Raw genomic sequence first — 24553 nt, forward strand, 5'->3', positions numbered from 1 at the left:
CGAAGATAGATATTTTTTCGATTAGAATTCAAGTTTATAACTTACATTTGTCAATGCTGTAGCCCCATCAGACAGTTCTATCTTTCCGGTTTTCACATTATATTCATGTCCATAGTGCTCTTTTGCAGAAGTGAAATTAAGTCCTTTCACTGCAAATTCATGAGATACTTTTTTCTTATTGATACGATAACTTACTGTATAATTACCAATAAACATTGGTGCATATTGTTTAGTAAATGCTTTCGTTTCATCATACTGCACTTCCTTATCCGGATGCATCATGGTTGCTTCCGTGTTAATTGGCGAGTAACGGTCACCTCCTTGTAAGGTTAGTTTCAAGTTTACACTCAAAATATTCTGTTTACTTCGTCCCAACATCCATTCTTTACCGACAAGTCCATTGATGACATAGTTCCGGTTGAACCTTGTATTGTACCAGACACCATCGCCACCTCTGTAACGCGAATCGAACAAAGAACCTGAAATCATATAATAAAACCCTTTTTCCAAAAAGCGTTCAAGAGTAATATCCACTCCGACATTTCGCCCTCTGCCTTTATTTACCAATGCATCTTCTACATAGAAATCAGAACGATTAAGTACAGAATAAGAACTGTCTGCCATTACAGGCACATCGTGTAGGAACTGGATATAAGGTTCTATTTTCAAATTTATGCGATCTGATATCTTATAACCGAATGATAACATAATATGCTGTGCTTTTGTAAAATCGAGATCTTTATTAACGGAGTTATTTCCGGTATTCTTCATTTTCACAAAGAAAACATCCATCTTTTCCATACGGCTATACATTCCATAAGCTAAAGCAAAGGTAACTTTTGGAGCAGCTTGCCATTTCAGACCTACCCTTGGCTCAACCGACCATTTATTATTCAGTGTCAGCAATTGCCCGTAAATACCGGCATTGAGAGTCCAATGTTCACTCAATCCGACGGAAGAACTATTGTAAGCAGAAATCAAGCTCGTATTGCCTTCACCTTGGGATATAGTTTCCAACATTTCACCTTCATAAGGAGCTAAGGATAAATTCATATTATAAAACATAGCCGTATACGTAAAATCTGTTTTATTAGTGAACCGATTGCTAAATTTGCGGTTGAAAGTGGAAGATAGTATCAGATTGGTGTGTTTCGTATTAAGATCCATATATGGAGTGGATTCCAAGGATTGATTAAACATAGTTGCCCCTCCGTCTAATTGCGAATAAGTTGCAGCAATAGTAGTTTTCAGCGAAGCATCATTTTTGAAGAAATAACGGTGACTGATCCCTCCGGCTGCCATATATTGTTTATCCTTCGATTCACTACGGTCACTCAAATACTCCCATTTTTCTATGTTCCGGTCAAAATCACTCGTAAACTTGTCCATTAAACTAGTTCCCCAAACAGAGAATGTACCTGCTTTCTGCGTCGGAAAGTTCAATTTAAAATTCAAATCCTGATAGTCCATCTTCCCTCCTTCCAGATTTAATAACCCTGTAGTGGAATAGCGGTAATTGAAAATATAGGATGCTTTATGTTTTTTGCTCAAAGGACCTTCAGAAGCGACATCAATTCCCATAATACCTACCTGGAAAGTATTTTCATTCTTTTGATTATTACCGTTACGTAGCTTCATGTCAAATACACCAGATACAGCATTTCCATATTCGGCAGGGAAGGCACCTGTGAAGAAGTCAGAGTTTCCAAGCACCAGTGAACTGAGGGAAGAGAGTATTCCTCCTCCCAATGTGGCAATGTCTGCAAAATGATTCGGATTAGGAATTTCCACATCTTCCAATCTCCATTGCAATAAATGGGGAGCATTGCCATGGATAGAAATTCCATTGGAGGAAACACTGGGAGACACTCCGGCAAATGAAGCAACCAAACGTGCAGGATCATCAAAGCCACCTGCATAACGACTGGCTTCTTCCACACTCAACATACGGGCCCCGGTAGTGGCCATTTTATTAATTGCTTCTTCTTTATTCGTCCTGGCGCGAATGACTACTTCATTCAATTCATTCACACTTTCTTTCAGAGGTATTTCAAGATAGACTTCTTTAGCAGAGGTTACCAGTATTTCTCTGAAAAGACTGGTTTCATAGCCCATGAAAGAGGCTTCTACGGTATGCCGACCGACAGGAACTTGCAAAATCTGAAAACGACCGAGGCTATCTGTTGTCGTCCCAATTTGCTCATTCCCTGCCAATCTTACGGTTGCATAGGGTATGGGAGACTTGGAATCTCCATCGATCACAATTCCACGAATCGTTTGTACCGGACGTCCCTTTCGTTCTGTTTTTTGTCCATAAGCAACTACGGACACAAATAAAGTAATCAGCAAGAGAATCCACCCTCCATAACGATACATACTCCGTGTCAGTTTCTCACAAAGAACTTTTTCAAAAGTTTTAAGCACTGCACCACATTCTTCTTCAGAGATCCCCGAACGACTCGCAATTTCTTCTAGCAACATAGTTTTATTCATCTTCATGATTTATTCTGTTTTTTTTATTTCGCTACAAAAATAGGCGAAACAAAAAAACAGAATGACCAAATGAGACAAACGTACTTCGTTTATAGACCAAAAGTAAGATTAATGCGACATTACCAAACGTGCCATCAAATAGGAAACAGTAGACTCAGCTCCCTGATTTAAATTAATGTTAGTCTCCTCCAGTCCGTCGTAGCAACCTCCGGTAGCCGGATTATAAACAATCTGATGCAAATGATTATTCCCCAAGAACCAATTAAAAGCATCAGTTTGCATACGAAGATACTTTTCTTCTTTAAAAACCTGATAAAATGTTTCCAAAGCAATTACCATTCCTGCCACATCTACAGGTTGTTCACCAAATCTGGAACTACTCTTGCCTTTATGCATCCATCCCTGATTTGAAATCACCTGTATACGATTCCCTACAAATACTTTTTTCAATAAGAATTCGAAAGATTCATGCGCTATATCTTTATATTCCTCACTACCAATAGCCAAATGAGCCAACAACATAGCTTCCGATAAAATAGCGTTATCATAAGTAAGATACGTCTCGAACCACTGCCAATCCACTTCCGTTGTCCGACGATAATATTGAGCTAGTTTGTTGGCTAACAAACAAATAGTGGCATCCGTCTGAACTGAAGGACACTCATGGCTATAATAATAAAGCCCCTTAAGCATAAAAGCAATACTACGGGGAGATTCTATCCGATCGAATAGTTGAAAGGTTCGCTCGAAAATAGCTTCAGCTTCTTCTTTCCAAGAAAAGGGAAAATGCCCGGCACAGGAAATTAAATATCCCAAGGAACAAATAGCCCGCCCATTACTATCATCTAATTCTACTTCCTGATTTTGTGAAGTGAATACTCCATCCTTATCTACATAATTTAAAAAAGAACCATCCGACTGCTGGCAATAGCGGATAAAATTCAGATAAGTCCTGATATATCGTTCTTTCACCTTACCATGTCCAATTGTAACAACTTGACATATTGCCATTAAAGCACGTGCCGTATCATCTAACGTATATCCCGTGGAGCTATCCGGACGATTACCCTTTGAAAACTGAATAATTCCCCATTGACGGCTCATACGCCGAATATGGTAGGTATCTATCGGAGGTAAAGAGTAAATCAGCTCCTCCTCCGCTTTACCTATCTTCTGAAAAAGTAATGTGTAGGAAATAGCTACATTTTCCCAAGCCGTAGCCGCCGTCTTCTGTAAACCGATCAACTTCATCTTAGTCCGCAATTCTTTATCAACAAGCAAATGAAGTACAGATACTGCCAATTGAGTCGAATCTTTGAAGTTGAAGATAATACCGGAATCATCACTTAATAATTCCAATGCATGGGGAATAGGCGTAGCTATAATCGGACAGCCACAACTGATAGCATATACAAATGTCCCACTTACTGCTTGATTTGGATCACTCGAAGTGAAAAGATATACATCCGTTAGCTGTAAATAGTCCAATAAGACAGGAAGTTCAAGATATTGATTGATAAAGAGTACATGTTCTTGCAACTGCAACTCTTTCATTTTAGTCTCTAACAAATTGCGGTACTTCTCTCCTTCTACTTTCAATACTCCCGGATGTGTTTTTCCGATAATAAGAAATATTACAGAAGGATCTGCCTTTATAATTACCGGTAAAGCATCTAAAGTCGTCTCAATACTTTTACCGGGACTAAGTAAACCGAAAGTAGACAAAACACGTCTGCCAGAAAGATGATAGAAATCTTTCAATTTATTCTTATCCCTGAAAGATACCAGATGAGTACCATGAGGAATCACCACAATTTTATCTTCATCCGCATTATATTCTTCCAAAAGGATACGCCGGGAGTTTTGTGTCATAACTACTAGATACGTACAGGCAGCTATCATTTTGCATACACTTTCATACATAGTAAGAGTAGGCTGTGAGAGCACTGTATGAAAGATAAGAATTACTGGTTTACAAAGCTTCTCCAACATTTGCAAGAATGCTTTTTCTTGCTCCGCAAATAATCCGAATTCATGCTGCACAAGCACTATTTCCACTTCGGGATTTTCATTCAACTGCCGGGTCAGAGTAGTAAATGCAGAAATGTCAGAAGTATTGAGAATATATTCAACTTCCTGTTTGGAGGTATAATTATGTTTTTCAGTATCTGATTCTACTGCACATATTTTGATGGAGTAAGATTCTCCAAACTTTGACTGAATAGCCCGGACCAGATCTTGGGCAAAAGTAGCTATGCCACATTCACGAGGAGGATAAGTAGTGATACATATTATTTTTCTCATTTGATCTGTTTAATTAATTCATCTAATAACTCAGTCATTTGAACCGACACGCAAGCCACACGCTTGTCGGCTGCTCCATAATAGATATAAAGAGTGTCGCCAAACAAGGCTGTGCCGGTAGGAAAACAAACTCTATTAACGACACCGGATAATTCATATTCTATCTCAGGAGTGAACAATGGATAAGGTAAGCGAGATATTTCAATAGCCGGATTGTCTATATCCAACAAAGCTGCACAAGCGGAATATACATAACCGGAAGGAGTATCATAAACACTGTGATAAATCAACAACCAACCTACTCCTGTCTCTATCGGTGGACAACCAGCTCCAATATAACTTGATTCATGGTCATGATAAGGAGCTAACAGAATACGTTTTGCGAAATTCTGATAATACCTTTTCCAAAATTCTTTCGTCAGCATATCAAGCCGTTCCACTGCTACATATTGTATATCAGGACGAATGCGATGCATGAAATAAAATTTCCCATTGATCTTACGAGGGAAAAAGACCACATTTTTATCCATCAGATAAAGCAGATGCCCCTTCTCATTAGTTTCTTCACGCTTATTACTGGAACGAAAATACTTGCCGATAATAGCTTGCTGTGTACGAAGTAACTCTTTGAATTGCGGATAAGTAATTTTGGAAGTGAGGATGCCTTTCTTCTCGAAATTTTTCAAATCAGAAGACACAGCCAAAGCACCCATAGCATTATATCCATCATAAGCTGTATAAGTAAGATAGTAAAGACCTTCAATATTCACAATTCTCGGGTCTTCAACACCTTGACTTTCATAATCAAACTCTGAAACGAGTAAGGGGGTGTTAGCCCTATCCACAACTTTCAAAGGTCCCTCAAGGCGGCAATAACCGATAGATGAATAATTTCCTGACTTTACTGCACGATAAAACATATGCACCGTATTTCCTTCAGCTATCACTGCCGGATTCATCACTCCTTCGTTTTCAAAGTCAAGTGAAGTACTTTCCAATATAATACCTTCTCTTTTTACATGTATCATTATGTTTTAGGTATTATACTCATTCCTTTATCACTCTTACTTTGCTTTTCTCTCTGATATTCAGTCAATACTTTTGTTTTATTGTCCAATTTCTCTTTCTTTACTTCTTTTTTTCTCTCTTTACCTTTCATGATTCATTTCTTTTTTAGGATAGTTTATATGCGGGAATAAAATAGACAGGTTTCTCTTCTTTGCAAGTTACGGCATTAATCTGCAGAAACACGACAAATATCTGATTATTATTCTTTTATAACAGTATGATCCAATTATAGGAGGAAATAACGCTAAATTCAATTATTATACGAGTAGTTATATGACACATTATCAAAAAAAAGAGGCTATCTATCACAGACAGCCAATCTTTTTTATTAACCTTAAATCTAATACTATGAAAAACACACAACAAAGTTACGTTTTCTCTTCACATCTCCAAATTTCAGAAAGAAAATCAGTTATCTTATAACATGGTTTAATAAGAAGAGCACAGTCATTAACAAATTAACATAATTCAATTCAGTATTAACAAATATCAGATTCACTTATTAGAAGCTATTCGGTATCATTCCAAATCATCAAACAAGAACTATAACTACCATAGCAATCAGAATTAGTAAAAAGATTCTTCCTGGCTCTTTATAAATCAAACTTTTCTGGGAGTTCGAGTGTTTCTTAATTAGTATAAAACTACATATAGCCTCATATGAATATCAAAGAACAATATTGGAAATATTCCCTCATTGTCATCATACTGTTGATGGGAGTTATCATCTTCCGTCAAATAAGTCCTTTCCTGGGTGGATTGTTGGGAGCACTTACTATTTACATTCTCGTACGCAAACAGATGATTTATCTGACTGAAACAAAAAAAATGAAACGGAGTTTCAGTGCTTTTTTAATCACTTTAGAAACAGTTCTTGTTTTCTTGGTTCCCGTTGCTCTCACCATCTGGTTGCTAGTCAATAAACTACAGGATATTAATTTAGCTCCCCAAACCTTTATTGCCCCTATCCAGCAAACAGCAATCATGATCAAAGAAAAGACAGGATATGATGTATTGGGAAACGATACTATCTCGTTTATAGTATCATTAATCCCCCGAATTGGACAGGCAATAATGGGAGGAATTAGCAGCCTTGCCGTCAATCTATTTGTTATGATGTTTGTGTTATATTTCATGCTGATTGGGGGACAAAAAATGGAATCATATATCAATGATATTCTTCCTTTCAATGAAACGAATACTAAAGATGTTATTCACGAAATCAATATGATCGTACGTTCAAATGCTATCGGTATTCCTCTGCTGGCAATTATACAAGGCGGTGTAGCTATGATCGGTTATGTCATTTTTGGTGCTCCAAATATTTGGCTATTAGGATTCCTGACCTGCTTTGCGACAGTTATTCCAATGGTAGGAACTGCATTAGTATGGCTACCTGTCGCGGCTTATTTTGCTTTGAACGGAGAATGGTTCAACACAATCGGCCTCTTAGCCTACGGAGGATTAATCATTTCACAACTCGACAATCTGATACGCTTTATACTGCAAAAGAAGATGGCAAATATCCATCCATTAATTACAATCTTCGGAGTAGTGGTAGGATTACCATTATTCGGATTTATGGGTATTATATTTGGCCCTTTATTGCTATCATTATTCTTTCTTTTTGTAGACATGTTTAAGAAAGAATACTTGGATTCACGAAATAACCTTCCTGCAGAATAAAAAAGCTATCGAAAAAATACGTACTTTTGCAAGTACTAAAAACGACATATAAATTAATGGAAGCACTTACATTCAATACTATCGAACTGATATTATTATCAGCTGCAGGTATCCTTTTCATTATCCAACTCATTTATTATTTCGGTTTATACAACCGGATACATAGACATAATACATCCGTACGCAAGGAAGAGGTTCATTTCTCACGTGAGTTTCCTCCTCTATCAGTTATTCTTTGCGCACGTAACGATGCTGAAAACTTACGCAAACTACTTCCTGTCATCCTGGAACAAGATTATCCGCAATTCGAAGTGATTGTTATCAACGATGCTTCAACTGATGATACGGAAGATGTGTTAGGAATGCTTGAAGAAAAATATCCTCATCTTTACCATAGTTTTACTCCTGAAAGTGCGCGTTACATCAGTCATAAGAAATTGGCTCTGACCTTAGGTATCAAAGCAAGTAAACATGACTGGTTGGTATTCACTGAAACGAACTGTATTCCAGCAAGTAATCAATGGCTGAAACTAATGGCACGTAACTTTACCTCACAAACACAGATTGTTCTGGGCTATAGTGGTTATGACCGTACCAAAGGATGGTTTCATAAAAAGGTGGCTTTCGATATGTTTTTTCAATCATTGCGCTACCTTGGTTTTGCTTTAATAGGTAAACCTTATATGGGTATCGGACGTAATCTGGCTTACCGAAAAGAACTGTTTTTCAAACAAAAAGGATATTCATCTTACTTAAATCTGCAACGTGGAGAGGATGATTTGTTTATCAACCAGATAGCTACGCATGATAACACGAGAGTTGAAACAGATTATAATGCAACAATACGAATACAGCCGATTGAACGTCCGAAAGACTGGAAAGAAGAAAAAGTTAGTAATATAGCTACAGCTCGATACTTTCATGGTATACAACGTTATTTGCTCGGATTCGAAACTTTATCACGACTAATATTTTACGGGGTATGTATTACCGGAATTGTATTTGGTATTCTCAGTTTACATTGGTTGGCAGCAGGAATTGCATTATTTATCTGGATACTTCGCTATCTCGTACAAGCAATTGTTATCAATCAAACAGCTAAAGAAATGGGTGGAGGACGAAAATATTATTTTTCTTTACCTGTTTTCGATTTACTTCAACCAATTCAATCACTGAAATTCAAACTTTGTCGTCACTACCGCAGGAAAGGAGATTTCATGAGAAGGTAGTCAAGTACTATCTTAATGAAAGAGCCGGAGTTTATGAAAAACAGGGAGGGAAAATTAGACTCTATTCGTACCTCATCGAGGTAGCCGGATTAATTTTAGTAATCATGAAAGATGGACCTATGAGCATAAGTACAGATGAAAGCAATGTTCCAGCATTGATTAGCAATAAAAACCAGATATTAAAATAGACAGGAACGGAATCCATGTAATAATTCGTAGGGTCCAATTTAAATATTTGATAATAAGATTGGAGAAAACAGAAAGCAAGACCGATCGCATTCCCCAAAATCATGCCTTTACCAATCAAGAAAACAGAAAACCATAGGAAAGTTTTGCGGATAGTAAAGTTGTTAGCTCCTAATGCTTTCAGAATACCAATCATATTGGTTCGCTCAATAATAATAATCAGCAAACCCGAAATCATAGTGAAGCCAGCAACTCCCATCATAAGAACAAGAATTACCCAGATATTAGTATCCAGCAGCCCCAGCCATTCAAATATTTGAGGGTTCAATTCTTCAATATTACGAACATAATAAGTACCGCCAAAGAGATCATGCTGATTATCCGTATTTTCTGCAATTTTGTAAGTGATATCTTCTAAACGATCATAATCATGAACTTCTAATTCTACTCCGCTTACTTGCCCCGGTTGCCAACCATTGAGACGGTTTACCGTATAAATATCCGTAAGTAAAAAGAGATTATCATATTCAGAAAAGTTAGTCTGATAAATCCCTGTAATCGTCAGCCGACGAGCACGAATATCATCCTGTATATAATAGGTATAGATCTTATCTCCCAGTTTCAAATTGAGTTTGGTAGCCAGATCTTTAGAGATAAGTACTTTGTTACTAGAAACGGAATCACTGAAGAGAGGAATTTCTCCTTCTAACAAATATTCCTTCATAAAACGTGGATCAAACTCAGGACCGACTCCTTTCAGCACCATCCCCTGAAAGACATCGTCGGTCTTTATCATCCCCGGTTTTGTAGAGTAGCGTTGCACATGACTCACTTCCGGATAATGGGCAAGTGTCTTCATCATGCTATCTCCCACTACTATCGGATAAGTCTCATAAGAATTAACCGCATCCAGATTAGTAATCTGTATATGCGAACCAAAACCTACAACTTTATTCCTCACCTCACTTTTAAAACCAATAACTACTGCAACCGCAATAATCATCACTGCTAACCCGATAGCAATACCCGCCATTGCAATGAGGACAGCAGGACGAGAAACCTGCTTACCGCCATCGCTTTCACGATAAATACGCCGAGCTATAAAAAGTGAAAATGACATTTATTTGTTCGCAATTCTTTTATTCTATTCTTCCCGGATATGCTTCTAAAGCTTTCTGTAAAACAATAAGTGCACGCGTTAAATCTTCCTTCTTCAATACATAGGCGATCCGTACTTCATTGATTCCTGAACCCGGAGTTGTATAGAAACCAGAAGCAGGAGCCATAAATACCGTTTGCCCTTCATATTCAAAATCAGAAAGACACCAAGCACAAAATTTATCCGAATCGTCCACCGGAAGTTTTGCTACAGTATAGAAAGCCCCCATCGGAATCGGAGAATATACGCCCGGTATGCGATTCAATCCGTCAATCAAGCATTTACGACGTTCTACATATTCATCATACGTCTCACGCGAATACTCTTCGGGAGCATCCAAAGAAGCCTCAGCAGCAATCTGTCCAATCAAAGGAGGACTCAAACGTGCCTGGCACAATTTCATAACAGCATCGCGTATCTCTTTGTTCTTGGTAATCAATGCACCGATACGGATACCACACTCTGAATAACGCTTTGAAACAGAATCAATCAAAACGACATTATTTTCAATTCCTTCCAGATGACAGGCGGAGATATAAGGGGAACCGGTATAAATAAACTCACGATATACTTCATCGGAAAAAAGGAATAAGTCATATTTCTTCACCAGATCACGAATTTGATTCATCTCACGGCGACTATACAAATAACCGGTCGGATTATTCGGATTACAAATCAATATCGCTTTCGTTCGCTCGTTTATCAGTTCTTCAAACTTCTCCACTTTCGGAAGTGAGAAGCCTTCCTCAATGGTAGTGGCAATCGTACGAATCCTTGCTCCTGCAGAGATTGCAAAAGCCATATAATTGGCATAAGCTGGCTCCGGAACTATAATTTCATCCCCCGGATTCAGACAGGAAAGAAATGAGAAAAGCACGGCCTCCGAACCTCCTGATGTAATAATTATATCATCAGCAGTCAGATTGATATTGAATTTAGCATAATATCCTACTAGTTTTTCGCGATAGCTACGATAACCGGCACTCGGACTATATTCCAGCACCTTACGGTCGATATTGCGTATCGCATCAATCGCGACCTGAGGAGTGGGCAGATCAGGCTGTCCGATATTCAGGTGAAACACATGGACTCCCCGTTGTTTGGCAGCATCTGCCAAAGGAGCCAGTTTTCTGATAGGAGATGCAGGCATCTCATTTCCGCGAATGGAGATGGTTGGCATAATTTTAATTACAAATTACTAATTACTATTTACTTTTTCAACTTGGAACTGCAAATGTACGCAATAATTTGAATACAGAGACATAAAAACTTTAAAAACCTTAGCAAGGGTAAAAACGTTATGGAAATATGGAAAGAAAACAATACTTTTGTCATATGGAAAACTTAAAACAATACCATAATGACCATACATCTCGTCACATTCGCTTCGCTGCTTCACAAACAGACTTCACTACGTAGTTCACATGAAGCTATATTAAGTGAGCTCGAGAAATACTATACTGTCAAGCTTGTCGATTACCAGGATATGGACAAACTGAATAGTGATGATTTCAAAATTATCTTCATTGCCACGGGAGGGGTGGAAAGACTGGTCATCCAGCATTTCGAATGTCTCCCGCGTCCCACCATCTTATTAGCTGACGGTATGCAAAATTCTCTTGCTGCAGCATTAGAAATCTCTACTTGGTTACGGGGGCGTGGCATGAAAAGTGAAATATTACACGGAGAACTCCCGGCTATCATCCTGCGAATTCATACTTTATTCAATAACTTCTGTGCACAACGTTCTCTATTTGGAAAACGGATTGGTGTTATCGGTACTCCCTCTTCGTGGTTAATAGCCAGTAATGTAGATTATCTGTTAGCCAAACGACGTTGGGGAATTGAGTATGTAGATATTCCATTGGAAACTTTATATAAACATTTCAAACATATCACCGATGATGAAGTAGGTGCATCGTGTGCCGCTGTTGCTTCTCAAGCCCTTGCCTGTCGAGAAGGGAGTCCCGAGGATTTAATTAAAGCGATGAAATTATACAGAGCTATCAAGAAAGTCTGCGAAGAAGAAAAAATAGATGCTCTCACAGTCAGTTGCTTTAAAATATTGGAACAGCTAGACACTACAGGCTGCCTGGCCTTGTCTTTATTGAATGACGAAGGTATCATTACGGGATGTGAAGGTGATTTACAGTCTGTTTTTACTTTACTTGCTGTCAATACAGTTACACAGAAAGGAGGATTCATGGCAAACCCGTCTATAGTTACCGCCCGTACCAACGAAATAATATTAGCCCATTGTACCGTGGGACTCAAACAAACAGAAAGATATATCATCCGCAGTCATTTTGAATCAGATAAAAGTATAGGTATTCAAGGATTACTCCCTACAGGAGACGTAACTATCGTAAAATGTGGAGGAGAATGTTTAGACGAATACTATCTGTCTACAGGAACATTGACTGAGAATACAAATTATATCAATATGTGCCGTACCCAGGTACGTATTAGAATGAATACGCCCGTTGAATATTTCCTAAAAAATCCACTAGGTAATCATCATATCCTGATTCATGGTAATTATGAAGATGCATTGAATGAGTTCTTCCAAGCAAATGCCTGCAAAAAAATAGAATAATTTTGTTTCCGTTTCCTTGAAAAACAGAAAAAAACATCGAAAATTAAATTAAAAAAAAGAATTGAGAATATTGAAACGACGGATTCCATTACAGAATAATAAGCATATCTTCCCATTCTCCTTCATGCCATTCCACGACAGTCTTAAATCCTGCTTTTTTCAAGGCAGCCAAGGCTTCGTGACGGCTGTTATTTATTCGTTCCGGATAATGGGCATCACTGTTCACCTGTACCCGAATACCTAAATCCTTCAAAAAAGAGAAATAACGTTCATTAGGATAGAAAGTACCCAAATCACGGTAAGATTTGGTATTTATTTCAACGATATAACCATGACGGGCTATTTCTGTAAAATAACTACGTACTATCGCATCGTACCAAGCCTCATCCAACAAGCCAGGACGATAGCAGGAAGCATTATAGTGCATTTTATCCGCATGACCTACAACATCCAATCCACCTAATTCTACCATACGAAACAAGTTTTTATAGTATAAACGAACTACATGCTCTATGTCTCCTCCAAAATGTGTGTCTATCAACTGACGATAAGTATCTGCTGAAGTATCAATATCCACTACTTTCCCTTCCAGAGAATATAGCATATGTACAGAACCAATTCGATAATCGAGTGGCAAATTTTGAAAGCGAAGCAAACCCGGATGACTATCTTCGTTCAGATAATCAATTTCAAGTCCGATTGCCAGTTCTATTTGACCCGCATATTTCTTTTTGAGTCGGGAAAACTCGGCAAGATAATCATCCATACGATCCCATTCCATCGTCCATGCAGTAGAGAATGGCAGCGGAGCATGTGAAGAAATGCCATAAGAAGAAAAACCTTCACTAATGGCAAAACGGATAAAATCTTCCATATTGGCTCGTCCATCACAATAAAGGCAGTGACTATGGTAATTGGTCAAATTAGACATGGCAAAAATGTTATTAATTATAAATTACTAATTATCAATTCATTATTTATTCAAGTTTCGAAAGTGCAGTATTTTGCATGGATGGGGACTGACTAAAAAGCCACATAAGCTATCATAAATACGTTTTCTTGAACAGATGACACGGATTTAAGAATAAAAGATCCGCGTAATCTGTATCTAAAAAATATATTATCAAGCTTTTTAGTCATCTCCAAGTTATGTAGAACACTTCCGAAACTTCAAATATTTATTTGATAATAATTGGTATGGTCAGTATCTAAGGATACACAATGGTGGTGGATATATATGCCCTAGATGGTAAATTTATATAACCATCAACCCGATTAATTGGCTATCTCACTCAACTCTAACCAACGCATTGTTTTCTCATCAATCAAATCGTTTATTGCAGGCAAACGTTTTGACTTTTCTGTAAGTTCATCGACAGAAAGTGTACCGCTACAAAATAATTCCTCAATCTGAGCTTTCTCTGTTTCTAAGTCTGCAATTTCCTTTTCCAGAAGCTCAAACTCACGTTTTTCCTTAAAGCTCATCTTTCGTTTGTCATTCAAACGGACACGAGCAGTCTTTTCTTCCTGTGGTTTTTCAGCTTCTTTTTCCTTCTGAGCTTTTGCTTCTTTCCAATCACGGTAATCACTATAATTACCCGGAAAATCACGAATATCTCCCTGACCGTTGAACACTAATAAGTGATCGACTACTTTATCCATAAAGTAACGGTCGTGAGATACAACTATCACACAGCCTTTGAAACTTTGCAAATATTCCTCCAACACATTTAAAGTGATAATATCCAAATCATTGGTAGGCTCGTCCAACACGAGGAAGTTAGGATTACGCATTAACACCGTACAAAGGTAAAGCCTACGACGCTCCCCCCCACTCAATTTATAAACATAATTGTGCTGTGTTTCGGGAGTAAATAAGAAATGTTGTAAGAATTGTGAAGCAGTCAGTTTATTGCCGTTACCAAGTTCTATCACTTCGGCAATATCTTGCACTACATCAATCACTTTCATCTTTTCATCGAACTGAAGACCGTCCTGGGAATAATAACCGAAACGAACCGTTTCGCCAATATCCAATATTCCGCTATCAGGCTGTACCAATCCTATCAGTATTTTTATAAAAGTAGATTTTCCTGTTCCGTTGTTTCCAACAATTCCCATCTTTTCGTAACGGGAAAAGATGTAAGAGAAATCTTCCAAAATCTTTAAGTCACCGAAACTTTTGGAAAGATGATCGGCTTCAAATATTTTGCTACCAATATAAGAAGCTTTCACTTCTAACTTCACATTATCATTGCGAAGATGTTGCTTAGCAACCTTTTCTAATTCGTAAAAGGCATCTTCCCGATAACGGGCTTTATGTCCACGTGCCTGAGGCATCCGCCGCATCCAGTCGAGTTCCGTCCGGTAAAGATTGTTCGCACGCTCTATTTCCACGCCTTTAGCTTCAATACGTTCTTCACGTTTTTCCAGATAATAACTGTAATTTCCTTTATACTGATAAATTTTCCGATTATCTATCTCCATAATCTCCGAACATACACGATCAAGAAAATAGCGGTCATGTGTCACCATTAGCAGACTCAGATTGGTACGACGAAGATATTCCTCCAACCATTCGGTCATATCAAGATCTAAGTGATTGGTAGGCTCATCAAGAATTAATAAATCAGGTTCAGTGATCAATGCGTTGGCTAATGCAATACGCTTCAACTGACCACCTGAAAGTTGTTTCACCTGCTGATCAAAGTTGCGAATTTTCAATTGAGAAAGAATTTGTTTGGCTTTCTGTTCATATTCCCATGCTTTTTCATGGTCCATACGTACCAACAGATCTTCCAATCCGGGATGACCAACTGTCTCCATACAACGTTCGTACTCTTTAATAAGTTCTACGGTACTATTTCCATGATGAAAACAAGCTTCAAGTACAGTTAGTTCTTCGGGATATTGAGGATCTTGTTCCAGATAATCTACACGGAGATCACGCCGAAACACAATGTTACCATTATCATATCCTTCCTTTCCGGCAATAATATTGAGTAAAGTCGTTTTACCGCTACCGTTCTTGGCGATAAGTCCGACACGTTGCCCTTCGGCAATGCCAAAAGATATATTTTCCATCAAGACCAAATCACCGAAGGACTTGGTAAGATTGTCTACTTGTAAATAAGGTACTGCCACTTAGGTTAGTGATTAGTTAGTTTATGATGATTAAATTAATTAAGTATCGATTTATATTCTTCAACGACATTACAAGGCTGACCTGCTTTTATCTTGCTCCAAACCAATTTCATAGGATCAATCACTTGATCATGATACTGAAGGACAGGTACTTCACGGTTACCATCAATTAAAGTCTTCCATTCCGCTCCCTCTACCTCATTGGCAAAAATAGTGCAAACCGTTATGCCGATTGCCAGCCATTCATCTTTCTTTTTCAACCCTATCTTACCACTATTAATCACTTGCTGAAGCTTCTGCAAGTCTTCTTCGATACCTTGAAAGTCCTTTTTCAACTCCTGCTTCACAATAGAAACCACCCATTCAAATCCTTCATTAATCTGATAAATCTCCGACAAACGGACAGGGATGAGTTCGGCAGGGTATTTTTGCCCATCCTTACGGATTTCCAATGTAGCAATAACAGCTTCTGCCTCCTTTACATCTTCACCTTTAGGCACAGTAAATGAACATTCAAAAGCCAAATCATCTATTCCGGTAATCCATAGGTGAGAAGTATAGTAAGTCCCTTCTTCCTGAAACATTTCTTTGCTATATGCACATTCCAACATACCAATCTTTACCAAAGAAGCGGTCTCGTTCTCTTTCAATTCCTGCCGAACAGCTTTTTTACCATAGTCTGTTTCCCCTTTATAAGCAGATATACGAAAGTTTCCCGTCCACACATCGGGATTATAAAAAAGAAAGGAGCCTTCACCATCCTCGAACTCGTTCCAGTACGACGGATAAATCATGGAGAACCATGCCCCCGGAGAGATAAATTTCTTGCCTTGCATTCTCTTTCATTTTAAGAATTATGAATGCAAAGATAAAAATAAAAAGTGGAAAGTAATTTCAATCACTCAAAGAAAGGCTGATAAACAATATGAAAAGCAGTACTATTTTCCTATCGGCTGTATTTTTCGACGTACATCTTTGGAGATTTCCAGAAACATATAATTCAGTTTGGCAGAATGAATTCCTTTTTCATTCTCCTTATATTTCTTATTCGCATATTCTTTGGATTTCTCGAAAGTCAGCAATGACATCTCATTTTGAGATTTACCTACCATGGTAGAATCCAATTGTTCATCCGGGAAAAAGTCATCCATATCTACGTCACCAATCATTGTAGTCTCCAAGAAATTCATATTTTTATGAGAATTGTCTGTATAATAACCAACAAACATATGTCCCGGCGTACGTACCAGAATTGGTTCAATATTAATGGCACGAAGTAACGAAGCAAACAGTACACTACCGTCTACACAGTTAATCTGTGAAGACTCTAAAGCATCATCAAATGTACGGACACGCTGAGAAAATACTACATTACTGGACAAACTCGTATTGGACACAGAGCTATAACGGAATTTACGTTTCTGCAATACATTCCAAAGTGCATATACCTGTTTGTCTACAGCATCTTTTGCCGTACTCTGATATCCAAGAAAACGATTCACAATACGAGTATTTAATGCTTCACGAAGCAGTTGGTCAATCATCGGATTCTCCTCATTGACATACGCAGCAAAAAAAATACTCGTGTCATGAAACTTAGTTCCATTTGCCACATATCCCAACAAACATTCATTAATACTACGTACTGAGAATGTACGAACCCGCTGTCCCAAATTCTCCCCATTTATCTCCACTTCTACTGCTACACTAATAGGTTCTGCCTGCGCATTATTCTTTAATGCTTCATAATTCCAGATAATATCCGGATAAATGGTATATTCCGTCCGTGGTTTATTTAAAATAAATTCTGATACGGAACGGGAAAAGAAAGGGGTCTCCGCCACCTCTATCCGCACACGGCTATAGGCAGTTCTTGATTTTACCCGAACAGCAATACAAGATTTCGGATTCCCCAGATACATAGAATCCGAAGGAGTGATGACCTGTGCATCTGTAGTAGCTACCGACAGGATAGCCGACGGAAAAATATTTCCTCCCAAATTATCTACAATCTCAAAATCCGTATTAAAAGAAGCGTATTTAAAAACAGACATCCCTCCGATTAATAGCAAGATAGCAATAACGATGCCTATTATTTCGCGTCGATGCTGTTTAAAGTCAAATTTTATCATTATCAGTTAGCATATATTATAATCTATTATCGTATATCTCTAACAAAGATAACAAATAGCAATCATTAATTCCTTCCTTACCCCATAAAAACTTTCAAAATATCTGCCGAAAGGGTCTTTTGTTCAATGTAACACGAATGTAATATTTGTTTCATCTGCCCGTAACAAAGTCTCCCCATCTTTGTGGCAAAATAAAATAAAAATGTAACTTTGTCATATTAATACATAATACATTATGAATGATTACCGCATTTTAGTTGTCGATGATGAAGAAGACCTCTGCGAGATCTTGAAATTCAATCTGGAAAATGAAGGATATGAAGTCGATACTGCCAATTCTGCCGAAGAAGCATTGAAAATGGATATCAGCAGCTACAACCTGCTGCTTCTGGATGTAATGATGGGAGAAATCTCTGGATTTAAAATGGCAAATATGTTGAAGAAGGATAAGAAGACAGACAAGGTACCTATCATCTTTATCACAGCCAAAGACACTGAAAACGATACTGTCACAGGTTTCAATCTTGGAGCGGACGATTATATCTCGAAACCTTTTTCATTGCGTGAAGTTATTGCCCGCGTGAAAGCTGTTTTACGTCGCACAACGACTATAGAAGAAGAAAAGGCTCCCGAACGCCTCGTATACCAATCACTCGTAATCGACATCACCAAAAAGAAAGTAAGTATCGACGGCGAAGAAATACCACTCACTAAAAAAGAATTTGAAATACTACTTCTGTTAGTGCAAAACAAGGGACGTGTCTTTTCGCGCGAAGATATCCTTGCACGTATTTGGAGCGATGAAGTATATGTGCTCGATCGTACAATCGATGTTAATATCACCCGTTTGCGCAAAAAGATAGGCGAATATGGTAAATGTATTGTTACCCGCCTAGGATATGGATATTGCTTTGAAGCTGAATAATTAAAGACCATGAACCTACCTGTCACTCAAAAACATTTCCTTTCTTTCAGCCGGAAGTTATTCCTTTCGGTTATATCGCTATTTCTGGTATTTGCCGTATGTTTTATTGCCTATCAATATCAACGTGAAAAAGAATATAAAATCGAACTGCTAAATATGCAGTTGCAAGATTATAACAGCCGTTTGTATGAACAATTGAATGTAACTCCGCCCATCGAAAAAGCAACCAATGAATACATCCGTAATCACTCTTTAAATGATTTGCGTGTAACATTGATCGATTTGCAGGGAAATGTAATATATGACACTTATCAAACTCCTAATAACAAAATTGAAAATCACCTAAATCGTCCGGAAGTACAGAAGGCTTTGAAAAACGGTAACGGATTTGACGTACGACGTACTTCGGAGACAACAGGAGTACCCTATTTTTATTCGGCCACACGTTATGGAGATTATATCATCCGTTCGGCATTACCTTATAACGTCAGCCTGATCAATAATCTGAAAGCTGACCCACATTATTTGTGGTTTACTGTTATCGTATCCTTGCTACTAATTATCATCTTTTATAAATTTACCAAAAAACTGGGAACTTCCATCAGCCAGCTCCGTGAGTTTGCCATGCGTGCCGACCGGAACGAGCCTATCGAAATGGAGATAAATTCCGCCTTTCCACACAATGAACTTGGAGAGATATCTCAGCATATTATACAGATTTACAAACGTCTACACGAAACCAAGGAAGCTCTTTATATTGAGCGTGAAAAACTGATTACCCACTTACAGACTTCTCATGAAGGACTGGGCGTGTTCACAAAAGACAAAAAAGAAATTCTGGTGAATAATCTATTCACTCAATACAGTAATCTGATCTCGGACTCTAATCTGGAAACAACGGAGGAAGTGTTTGCTATTGAGGAACTGAAAGAAATTACTCATTTCATTAACAAGAACCAACAACAACGTTCCAGAGGAAAAGATGAGAAAAGAATGTCGGTAACGATCAACAAAAACGGACGGACATTTATTGTAGAGTGCATCATCTTTCAGGATGCAAGTTTCGAAATTTCTATCAATGATGTCACCCAAGAAGAAGAACAGGTAAGACTAAAACGACAATTAACGCAAAATATTGCTCATGAACTAAAAACACCTGTAAGTAGTATTCAAGGATACTTAGAGACAATTGTCAATAACGAGACAATACCAAGAGATAAAATGAATACTTTCCTCGAACGTTGTTATGCACAGAGTAATCGATTAAGTCGTCTGCTTCGTGATATCTCCGTCCTTACCCGTATGGACGAAGCCACAAATATGATCGATATGGAACGGATAGATATTAGTCAATTGGTTGGCAATATCATCAATGAGGTGTCTTTGGAACTTGAAGAAAAGCATATCACTGTAGTCAATTCTCTCAAAAAAAGTATTCAAATCAAAGGCAATTATTCATTGCTTTATTCCATCTTCCGTAATCTGACGGATAATGCCATTGCATATGCCGGAACCAACATACAAATCAATATCAATTGTTTCCGCGAAGACGAAAACTTCTATTATTTCAGTTTTGCCGACACAGGTATCGGTGTATCGCCTGAACACCTGAACCGTCTTTTCGAACGTTTCTATCGCGTAGATAAAGGACGTTCGCGGAAGTTGGGTGGAACAGGACTGGGGTTGGCTATTGTAAAAAATGCGGTGATTATTCATGGGGGAAGTATTTCCGCCAAAAATAATCAAGGAGGTGGGCTTGAATTTGTGTTTACATTGGCAAAAGAGAAATAATCCCTTTATTACATTATATCATCAATATATAATAATTACCGCCATTTTACTTCTATCATAAACTCCACCCATATATTCGCATCATCCGATCACTCCAGGCAGAGAATTGAGCAGTATATCATAGGGGGCTTTCATCTACACTATCCATCTATGGTGTTTTCATCGCTTTGCATTAAACTTTTTCTTTGACAAAAAAGTTTAATGCAAAGTTTCCTTAGAAGTATAGTTCACTTGCTGAAGCATAAATATTTTAAAAGATATTATTAAAAGCAGAACACTTTTATTCTTGTTTTCAGGAATTTTCTTTCAGGAAACACTTTGAAGAAAATAAAAAGGGAGTTATCTTTGCCTCAACAAATACGAAGAAATGTTTAACATAAAAGCAGTAAGTTATGAAAACAAATATAAACCTCCTTTCAGCCCTTTGTTTTATTCTTATTTGCATCTCTTGCAAAAGCGGAAACGTTTCTAGCCAAAACAAAAATGAAGTACCACAAGATAGCATCAAAGCCTTCATTTTGCCTTCAATTCCGCAAATGATGACAACTCCTGAACAGCGTGCTGACTTTCTCGTAAAGCACTATTGGGATAACGTAAACTTTGCTGATACAAACTATATTCATCATCCCGACATCACCGAACAAGCATGGGCGGATTATTGCGATATTCTCAATCATGTACCTTTGGAAACTGCCCATGAGGCTATAAAGAAGACTATCAAACAAACCAATGTAGATAAAAAAGTATTTTCTTATATTACTAATTTAGCCGATAAATATTTATATGATCCTAACTCGCCGCTACGTAACGAAGAGTTTTACATTCCTGTGTTGGAAGCGATGATTACCTCTACCGTACTGGATGAAACCGAAAAGATACGTCCTAAAGCTCGTCTAAAACTAGCTCATAAAAACCGTATCGGGACAAAAGCATTGGATTTCACATACACTTTAGCTTCCGGGGCACAAGGTTCCCTCTATCAGCTAAAAGCTGATAATATACTTTTATTCCTTAATAATCCGGGTTGCCACGCTTGCACCGAAACTATAGAACAACTGAAAAATGCTCCTATCATCAACAAACTTTTAAAAGAAAATAAGTTGATCGTTCTCTCTGTGTATCCGGATGAAGAATTGGATGAGTGGAAAAAACACTTGAGTGAATTTCCGAAAGAATGGATTAACGGTTACGACAAAAAGTTTACCATTAAAGAACAACAAGTTTACGACCTGAAGGCAATACCGACTTTATATCTTTTGAACAAGGAGAAAATCGTATTACTCAAGGATGCCACTGCACAAGCTGTTGAGGAGTATCTGACGATACATTAAAAGGAAAATCCGAAGCCTTATCTTCAAAGATTAATTTCCTTTCTCTCCTTTCTTGCACAAGACAAATAAACTACCTATCTTTGCAACGCATTGGTTCTCAATCCTCATATACGAGGAAGCGATTAAAAGGGAATCAGGTGTAAATCCTGAACAGTCCCGCTGCTGTAAGTTCCAGATAATATGTTGTGAACAATCTACTTCACGAGCCACTGGGAAGAAATTTCCGGGAAGGCGTTCGCAACAGGAACAAGTCAGAAGACCTGCCATGCAAACCTATTCACTGCTTTCGAGGAAAAAGCGTAGAGTCTAATGAACCGGACAAATCGTCTATCATTTCATTCAACACTCTGATTCAGAGAAAGTGTGTATATAATAAACTCTGCCAAGTTTATTGTGTGTCCGGTCGAAGAGATTTCGCCCGGACACTTTTTAAAACAAATTAAATGGAGAGAATAAAAGAGTTACTCTATCAAAGCCAACGGACTGGCGTAGTTATCTTCTGCCAAATCCTACTAATTCCCCTTTTCGCACAACAGCAAAAGGTAGACACTACACATACTTATTATCTACCCGAAATTACCGTTTCAGATATTTACCAAACTCGTGAAATACGCTCTACATCTCCTTTACAGATCTTTTCAAAGAATAGATTAAATAATCTGCAAGCCCTGCAAGTTTCTGATGCAGTTAAGCATTTTGCCGGAGTAACTGTAAAAGATTATGGTGGAATTGGTGGTTTGAAAACAGTATCTATCCGCAGCCTGGGAGCACAACATACCGCTGTGGGATATGACGGAATCACTATTACCGATTGTCAGACAGGACAAATAGACATCGGCCGCTTTTCACTAACCAATGTAGACCGACTTTCACTTAGCAACGGACAAAGTGATAATATCTTTCAACCTGCCCGCTTCTTCGCTTCCGCCGGAATATTGAACATACAGACACTAACTCCGCATTTCGATGATGGGAAACAGACAAACATTGTCGCCGCATTCAAAACCGGTTCATGGGGACTAATAAATCCTTCTATCTTATTAGAACAACAACTTAACTCAAAATGGAGCATATCGGCGAATGGAGAATGGATGTCGTCGGACGGACATTATCCGTTTACGCTACGTTATGGCAACGATACAAACATCCAAGTCAGCAAAGAAAAACGTCGGAATACAGATGTTGAATCCCTTCGTGCAGAAGCCGGAATCTATGGAAACTTCTCCGAAAAAGAACAATGGAGGCTGAAAGCATATTATTATCAGTCCTCCCGGGGATTGCCCAATGCAACTACCTGGTATTATGATTTCTCTTCACAACATTTATGGGACAAGAATACGTTTATCCAAAGCCAATATAAAAAAGAATTCAATCGCAAGTGTGTGTTGCAAACTTCTGCTAAATGGAACTGGAGTTACCAACATTATCTGGACCCGGACTATAAAGGTTCGACAGGGAAATCGGAAAACAGTTATTACCAGCAGGAATATTACCTGTCCACCTCCGCCCTATACCGAATGTTAGAAAATCTTTCTTTCTCTTTGTCTACGGATGGTAGTATCAATACAATGAATGCAGATTTAAACAACTTCGCCTCTCCTACCCGCTATTCGTGGCTGACAGCCTTTGCCGGTAAATATGTGAACAACTGGCTGACATTATCAGCTTCTACCTTAACAACCGTCATTCGTGAAGAAGCCAAATTGGGAGGTAGTGCAGGTAATCATCACAAACTATCTCCATATATCAGCGCCTCTTTCAAACCTTTTCAAAATGAAGAATTGCGTATCCGTTTCTTCTATAAAGACATATTCCGGTTACCTAGTTTCAACGATTTGTACTATGGTCAGACAGGAAATATCGAATTAAAGCCAGAAAATGCACAGCAATATAATTTAGGTATTGCCTATAATAAGTCTATCAGTACTTTCATGCCTTACTTCTCAGCTACAATAGATGCTTATTACAACAAAGTGACTGATAAGATTGTGGCTATTCCTACTAAAAATTTATTTATTTGGAGTATGGTCAATCTTGGAGAAGTCGAAATAAAAGGAGTAGATGCAAGTGCTAACCTCAGTATGCAACCTTGCGAGAAATTCCACATTAACCTCTCCGGCAACTATACTTATCAACGGGCATTGGATGTCACTAATCCCAATCCCAAGACGATAGAGGGAAAGACTTATAAACACCAGATACCTTATACGCCCCGAATTTCCGGATCCGGACAGGTAGATATAGAAACACCATGGATTAACTTATCCTACTCTTTCTTATTCTCAGGCAAACGGTATATGCTGGGACAAAACATAAGTGAAAACCGATTGGATAGTTACAGCGATCATAGTCTTTCTGCTAACCGTAACTTTAAAATACATAATATAACTGCATCGCTGACTCTGGAAGTACTGAACTTGATGAACAGAAATTACGAAATCGTGAAGAACTTCCCAATGCCGGGACGGTCAGTGAGGGCGACAGTAAAAATTAAATACTAAATAGGCAC

17 protein-coding genes and 1 riboswitch are annotated in these 24553 nt (G+C 38.1%); of the genes, 7 read left to right on the forward strand and 10 right to left on the reverse strand.

Going from position 1 to position 24553, the window contains the following annotated elements; genetic code table 11:
• Positions 1 to 21: 21 nt before the first annotated feature.
• From PHO71_RS08205 to PHO71_RS08220, 4 genes are all read right to left on the reverse strand, one after another.
• The gene (locus PHO71_RS08205; protein WP_300201527.1) at positions 22 to 2499 is read right to left on the reverse strand and encodes a TonB-dependent receptor; all 2478 of its coding nucleotides are present in this window, start codon (positions 2497 to 2499) and stop codon (positions 22 to 24) included.
• Positions 2500 to 2601: 102 nt separating this feature from the next.
• Positions 2602 to 4797 carry a glycosyltransferase gene (locus PHO71_RS08210; protein WP_300201530.1) on the reverse strand — a complete coding sequence of 732 codons (2196 nt, stop codon included), beginning with the start codon at positions 4795 to 4797 and terminating at the stop codon, positions 2602 to 2604.
• Positions 4794 to 5825 (reverse strand): pesticidal protein Cry7Aa, encoded by a 1032-nt coding sequence (locus tag PHO71_RS08215; protein WP_300201533.1) that lies wholly within the window; start codon positions 5823 to 5825, stop codon positions 4794 to 4796. The genes PHO71_RS08210 and PHO71_RS08215 overlap by 4 nt, the downstream gene beginning before the upstream one ends.
• The gene (locus tag PHO71_RS08220; RefSeq protein WP_300201536.1) at positions 5825 to 5956 is read right to left on the reverse strand and encodes a hypothetical protein; all 132 of its coding nucleotides are present in this window, start codon (positions 5954 to 5956) and stop codon (positions 5825 to 5827) included. The genes PHO71_RS08215 and PHO71_RS08220 overlap by 1 nt, the downstream gene beginning before the upstream one ends.
• A 569-nt stretch (positions 5957 to 6525) precedes the next feature.
• Here PHO71_RS08220 and PHO71_RS08225 point away from each other — a divergent pair.
• Positions 6526 to 7551, forward strand: a complete 1026-nt coding sequence (locus tag PHO71_RS08225; protein WP_300201539.1) for an AI-2E family transporter — start codon at positions 6526 to 6528, stop codon at positions 7549 to 7551.
• Positions 7552 to 7607: 56 nt separating this feature from the next.
• Positions 7608 to 8780, forward strand: a complete 1173-nt coding sequence (locus tag PHO71_RS08230) for a glycosyltransferase (RefSeq protein ID WP_300201541.1) — start codon at positions 7608 to 7610, stop codon at positions 8778 to 8780.
• Between the two features lie 61 nt (positions 8781 to 8841).
• Here the strand turns inward: PHO71_RS08230 and PHO71_RS08235 are convergent, their stop codons facing one another.
• Both PHO71_RS08235 and PHO71_RS08240 read right to left on the reverse strand, forming a co-directional pair.
• The gene (locus tag PHO71_RS08235) at positions 8842 to 10086 is read right to left on the reverse strand and encodes an ABC transporter permease (protein ID WP_300201544.1); all 1245 of its coding nucleotides are present in this window, start codon (positions 10084 to 10086) and stop codon (positions 8842 to 8844) included.
• 19 nt (positions 10087 to 10105) lie between these two features.
• The gene (locus PHO71_RS08240; RefSeq protein ID WP_300201546.1) at positions 10106 to 11305 is read right to left on the reverse strand and encodes a pyridoxal phosphate-dependent aminotransferase; all 1200 of its coding nucleotides are present in this window, start codon (positions 11303 to 11305) and stop codon (positions 10106 to 10108) included.
• 180 nt (positions 11306 to 11485) lie between these two features.
• Between PHO71_RS08240 and PHO71_RS08245 the strand changes: the two genes are divergently transcribed.
• Entirely contained in the window at positions 11486 to 12721 is a 1236-nt protein-coding gene (locus PHO71_RS08245; RefSeq protein ID WP_300201549.1) for a fucose isomerase, read from the forward strand.
• Between the two features lie 88 nt (positions 12722 to 12809).
• Here the strand turns inward: PHO71_RS08245 and PHO71_RS08250 are convergent, their stop codons facing one another.
• The 4 genes from PHO71_RS08250 to PHO71_RS08265 all read right to left on the reverse strand — a co-directional run bounded on the left by PHO71_RS08250 (position 12810) and on the right by PHO71_RS08265 (position 17997).
• Positions 12810 to 13652 (reverse strand): histidinol-phosphatase, encoded by an 843-nt coding sequence (locus PHO71_RS08250; RefSeq protein WP_300201552.1) that lies wholly within the window; start codon positions 13650 to 13652, stop codon positions 12810 to 12812.
• A gap of 344 nt (positions 13653 to 13996) precedes the next feature.
• Entirely contained in the window at positions 13997 to 15865 is a 1869-nt protein-coding gene (locus tag PHO71_RS08255) for an ABC-F family ATP-binding cassette domain-containing protein (RefSeq protein WP_300201554.1), read from the reverse strand.
• Between the two features lie 35 nt (positions 15866 to 15900).
• On the reverse strand, positions 15901 to 16701 hold the full coding sequence (locus tag PHO71_RS08260; protein ID WP_300201557.1) for a DUF3805 domain-containing protein: 801 nt from the start codon (positions 16699 to 16701) through the stop codon (positions 15901 to 15903).
• A gap of 102 nt (positions 16702 to 16803) precedes the next feature.
• Positions 16804 to 17997, reverse strand: a complete 1194-nt coding sequence (locus tag PHO71_RS08265; protein WP_300201559.1) for a hypothetical protein — start codon at positions 17995 to 17997, stop codon at positions 16804 to 16806.
• A gap of 235 nt (positions 17998 to 18232) precedes the next feature.
• On the opposite strand from PHO71_RS08265, the gene PHO71_RS08270 reads away from it, so the two are divergent.
• The 4 genes from PHO71_RS08270 to PHO71_RS08285 all read left to right on the forward strand — a co-directional run bounded on the left by PHO71_RS08270 (position 18233) and on the right by PHO71_RS08285 (position 24545).
• Positions 18233 to 18922, forward strand: coding sequence for a response regulator transcription factor (locus PHO71_RS08270; protein WP_300201562.1), 690 nt, complete (start codon positions 18233 to 18235; stop codon positions 18920 to 18922).
• Between the two features lie 9 nt (positions 18923 to 18931).
• Positions 18932 to 20713 (forward strand): ATP-binding protein, encoded by a 1782-nt coding sequence (locus PHO71_RS08275; protein ID WP_300201565.1) that lies wholly within the window; start codon positions 18932 to 18934, stop codon positions 20711 to 20713.
• A 392-nt stretch (positions 20714 to 21105) separates the two neighbouring features.
• The gene (locus tag PHO71_RS08280; RefSeq protein ID WP_300201568.1) at positions 21106 to 22044 is read left to right on the forward strand and encodes a DUF5106 domain-containing protein; all 939 of its coding nucleotides are present in this window, start codon (positions 21106 to 21108) and stop codon (positions 22042 to 22044) included.
• Positions 22045 to 22118: 74 nt separating this feature from the next.
• Positions 22119 to 22327: riboswitch (cobalamin riboswitch) on the forward strand.
• A 160-nt stretch (positions 22328 to 22487) separates the two neighbouring features.
• Complete coding sequence (locus PHO71_RS08285) at positions 22488 to 24545, forward strand: TonB-dependent siderophore receptor (RefSeq protein WP_300201571.1); 2058 nt, start codon at positions 22488 to 22490, stop codon at positions 24543 to 24545.
• Positions 24546 to 24553: the final 8 nt, after the last annotated feature.

Source organism: Bacteroides sp., from assembly GCF_028690125.1.
GTDB lineage: Bacteria > Bacteroidota > Bacteroidia > Bacteroidales > Bacteroidaceae > Bacteroides.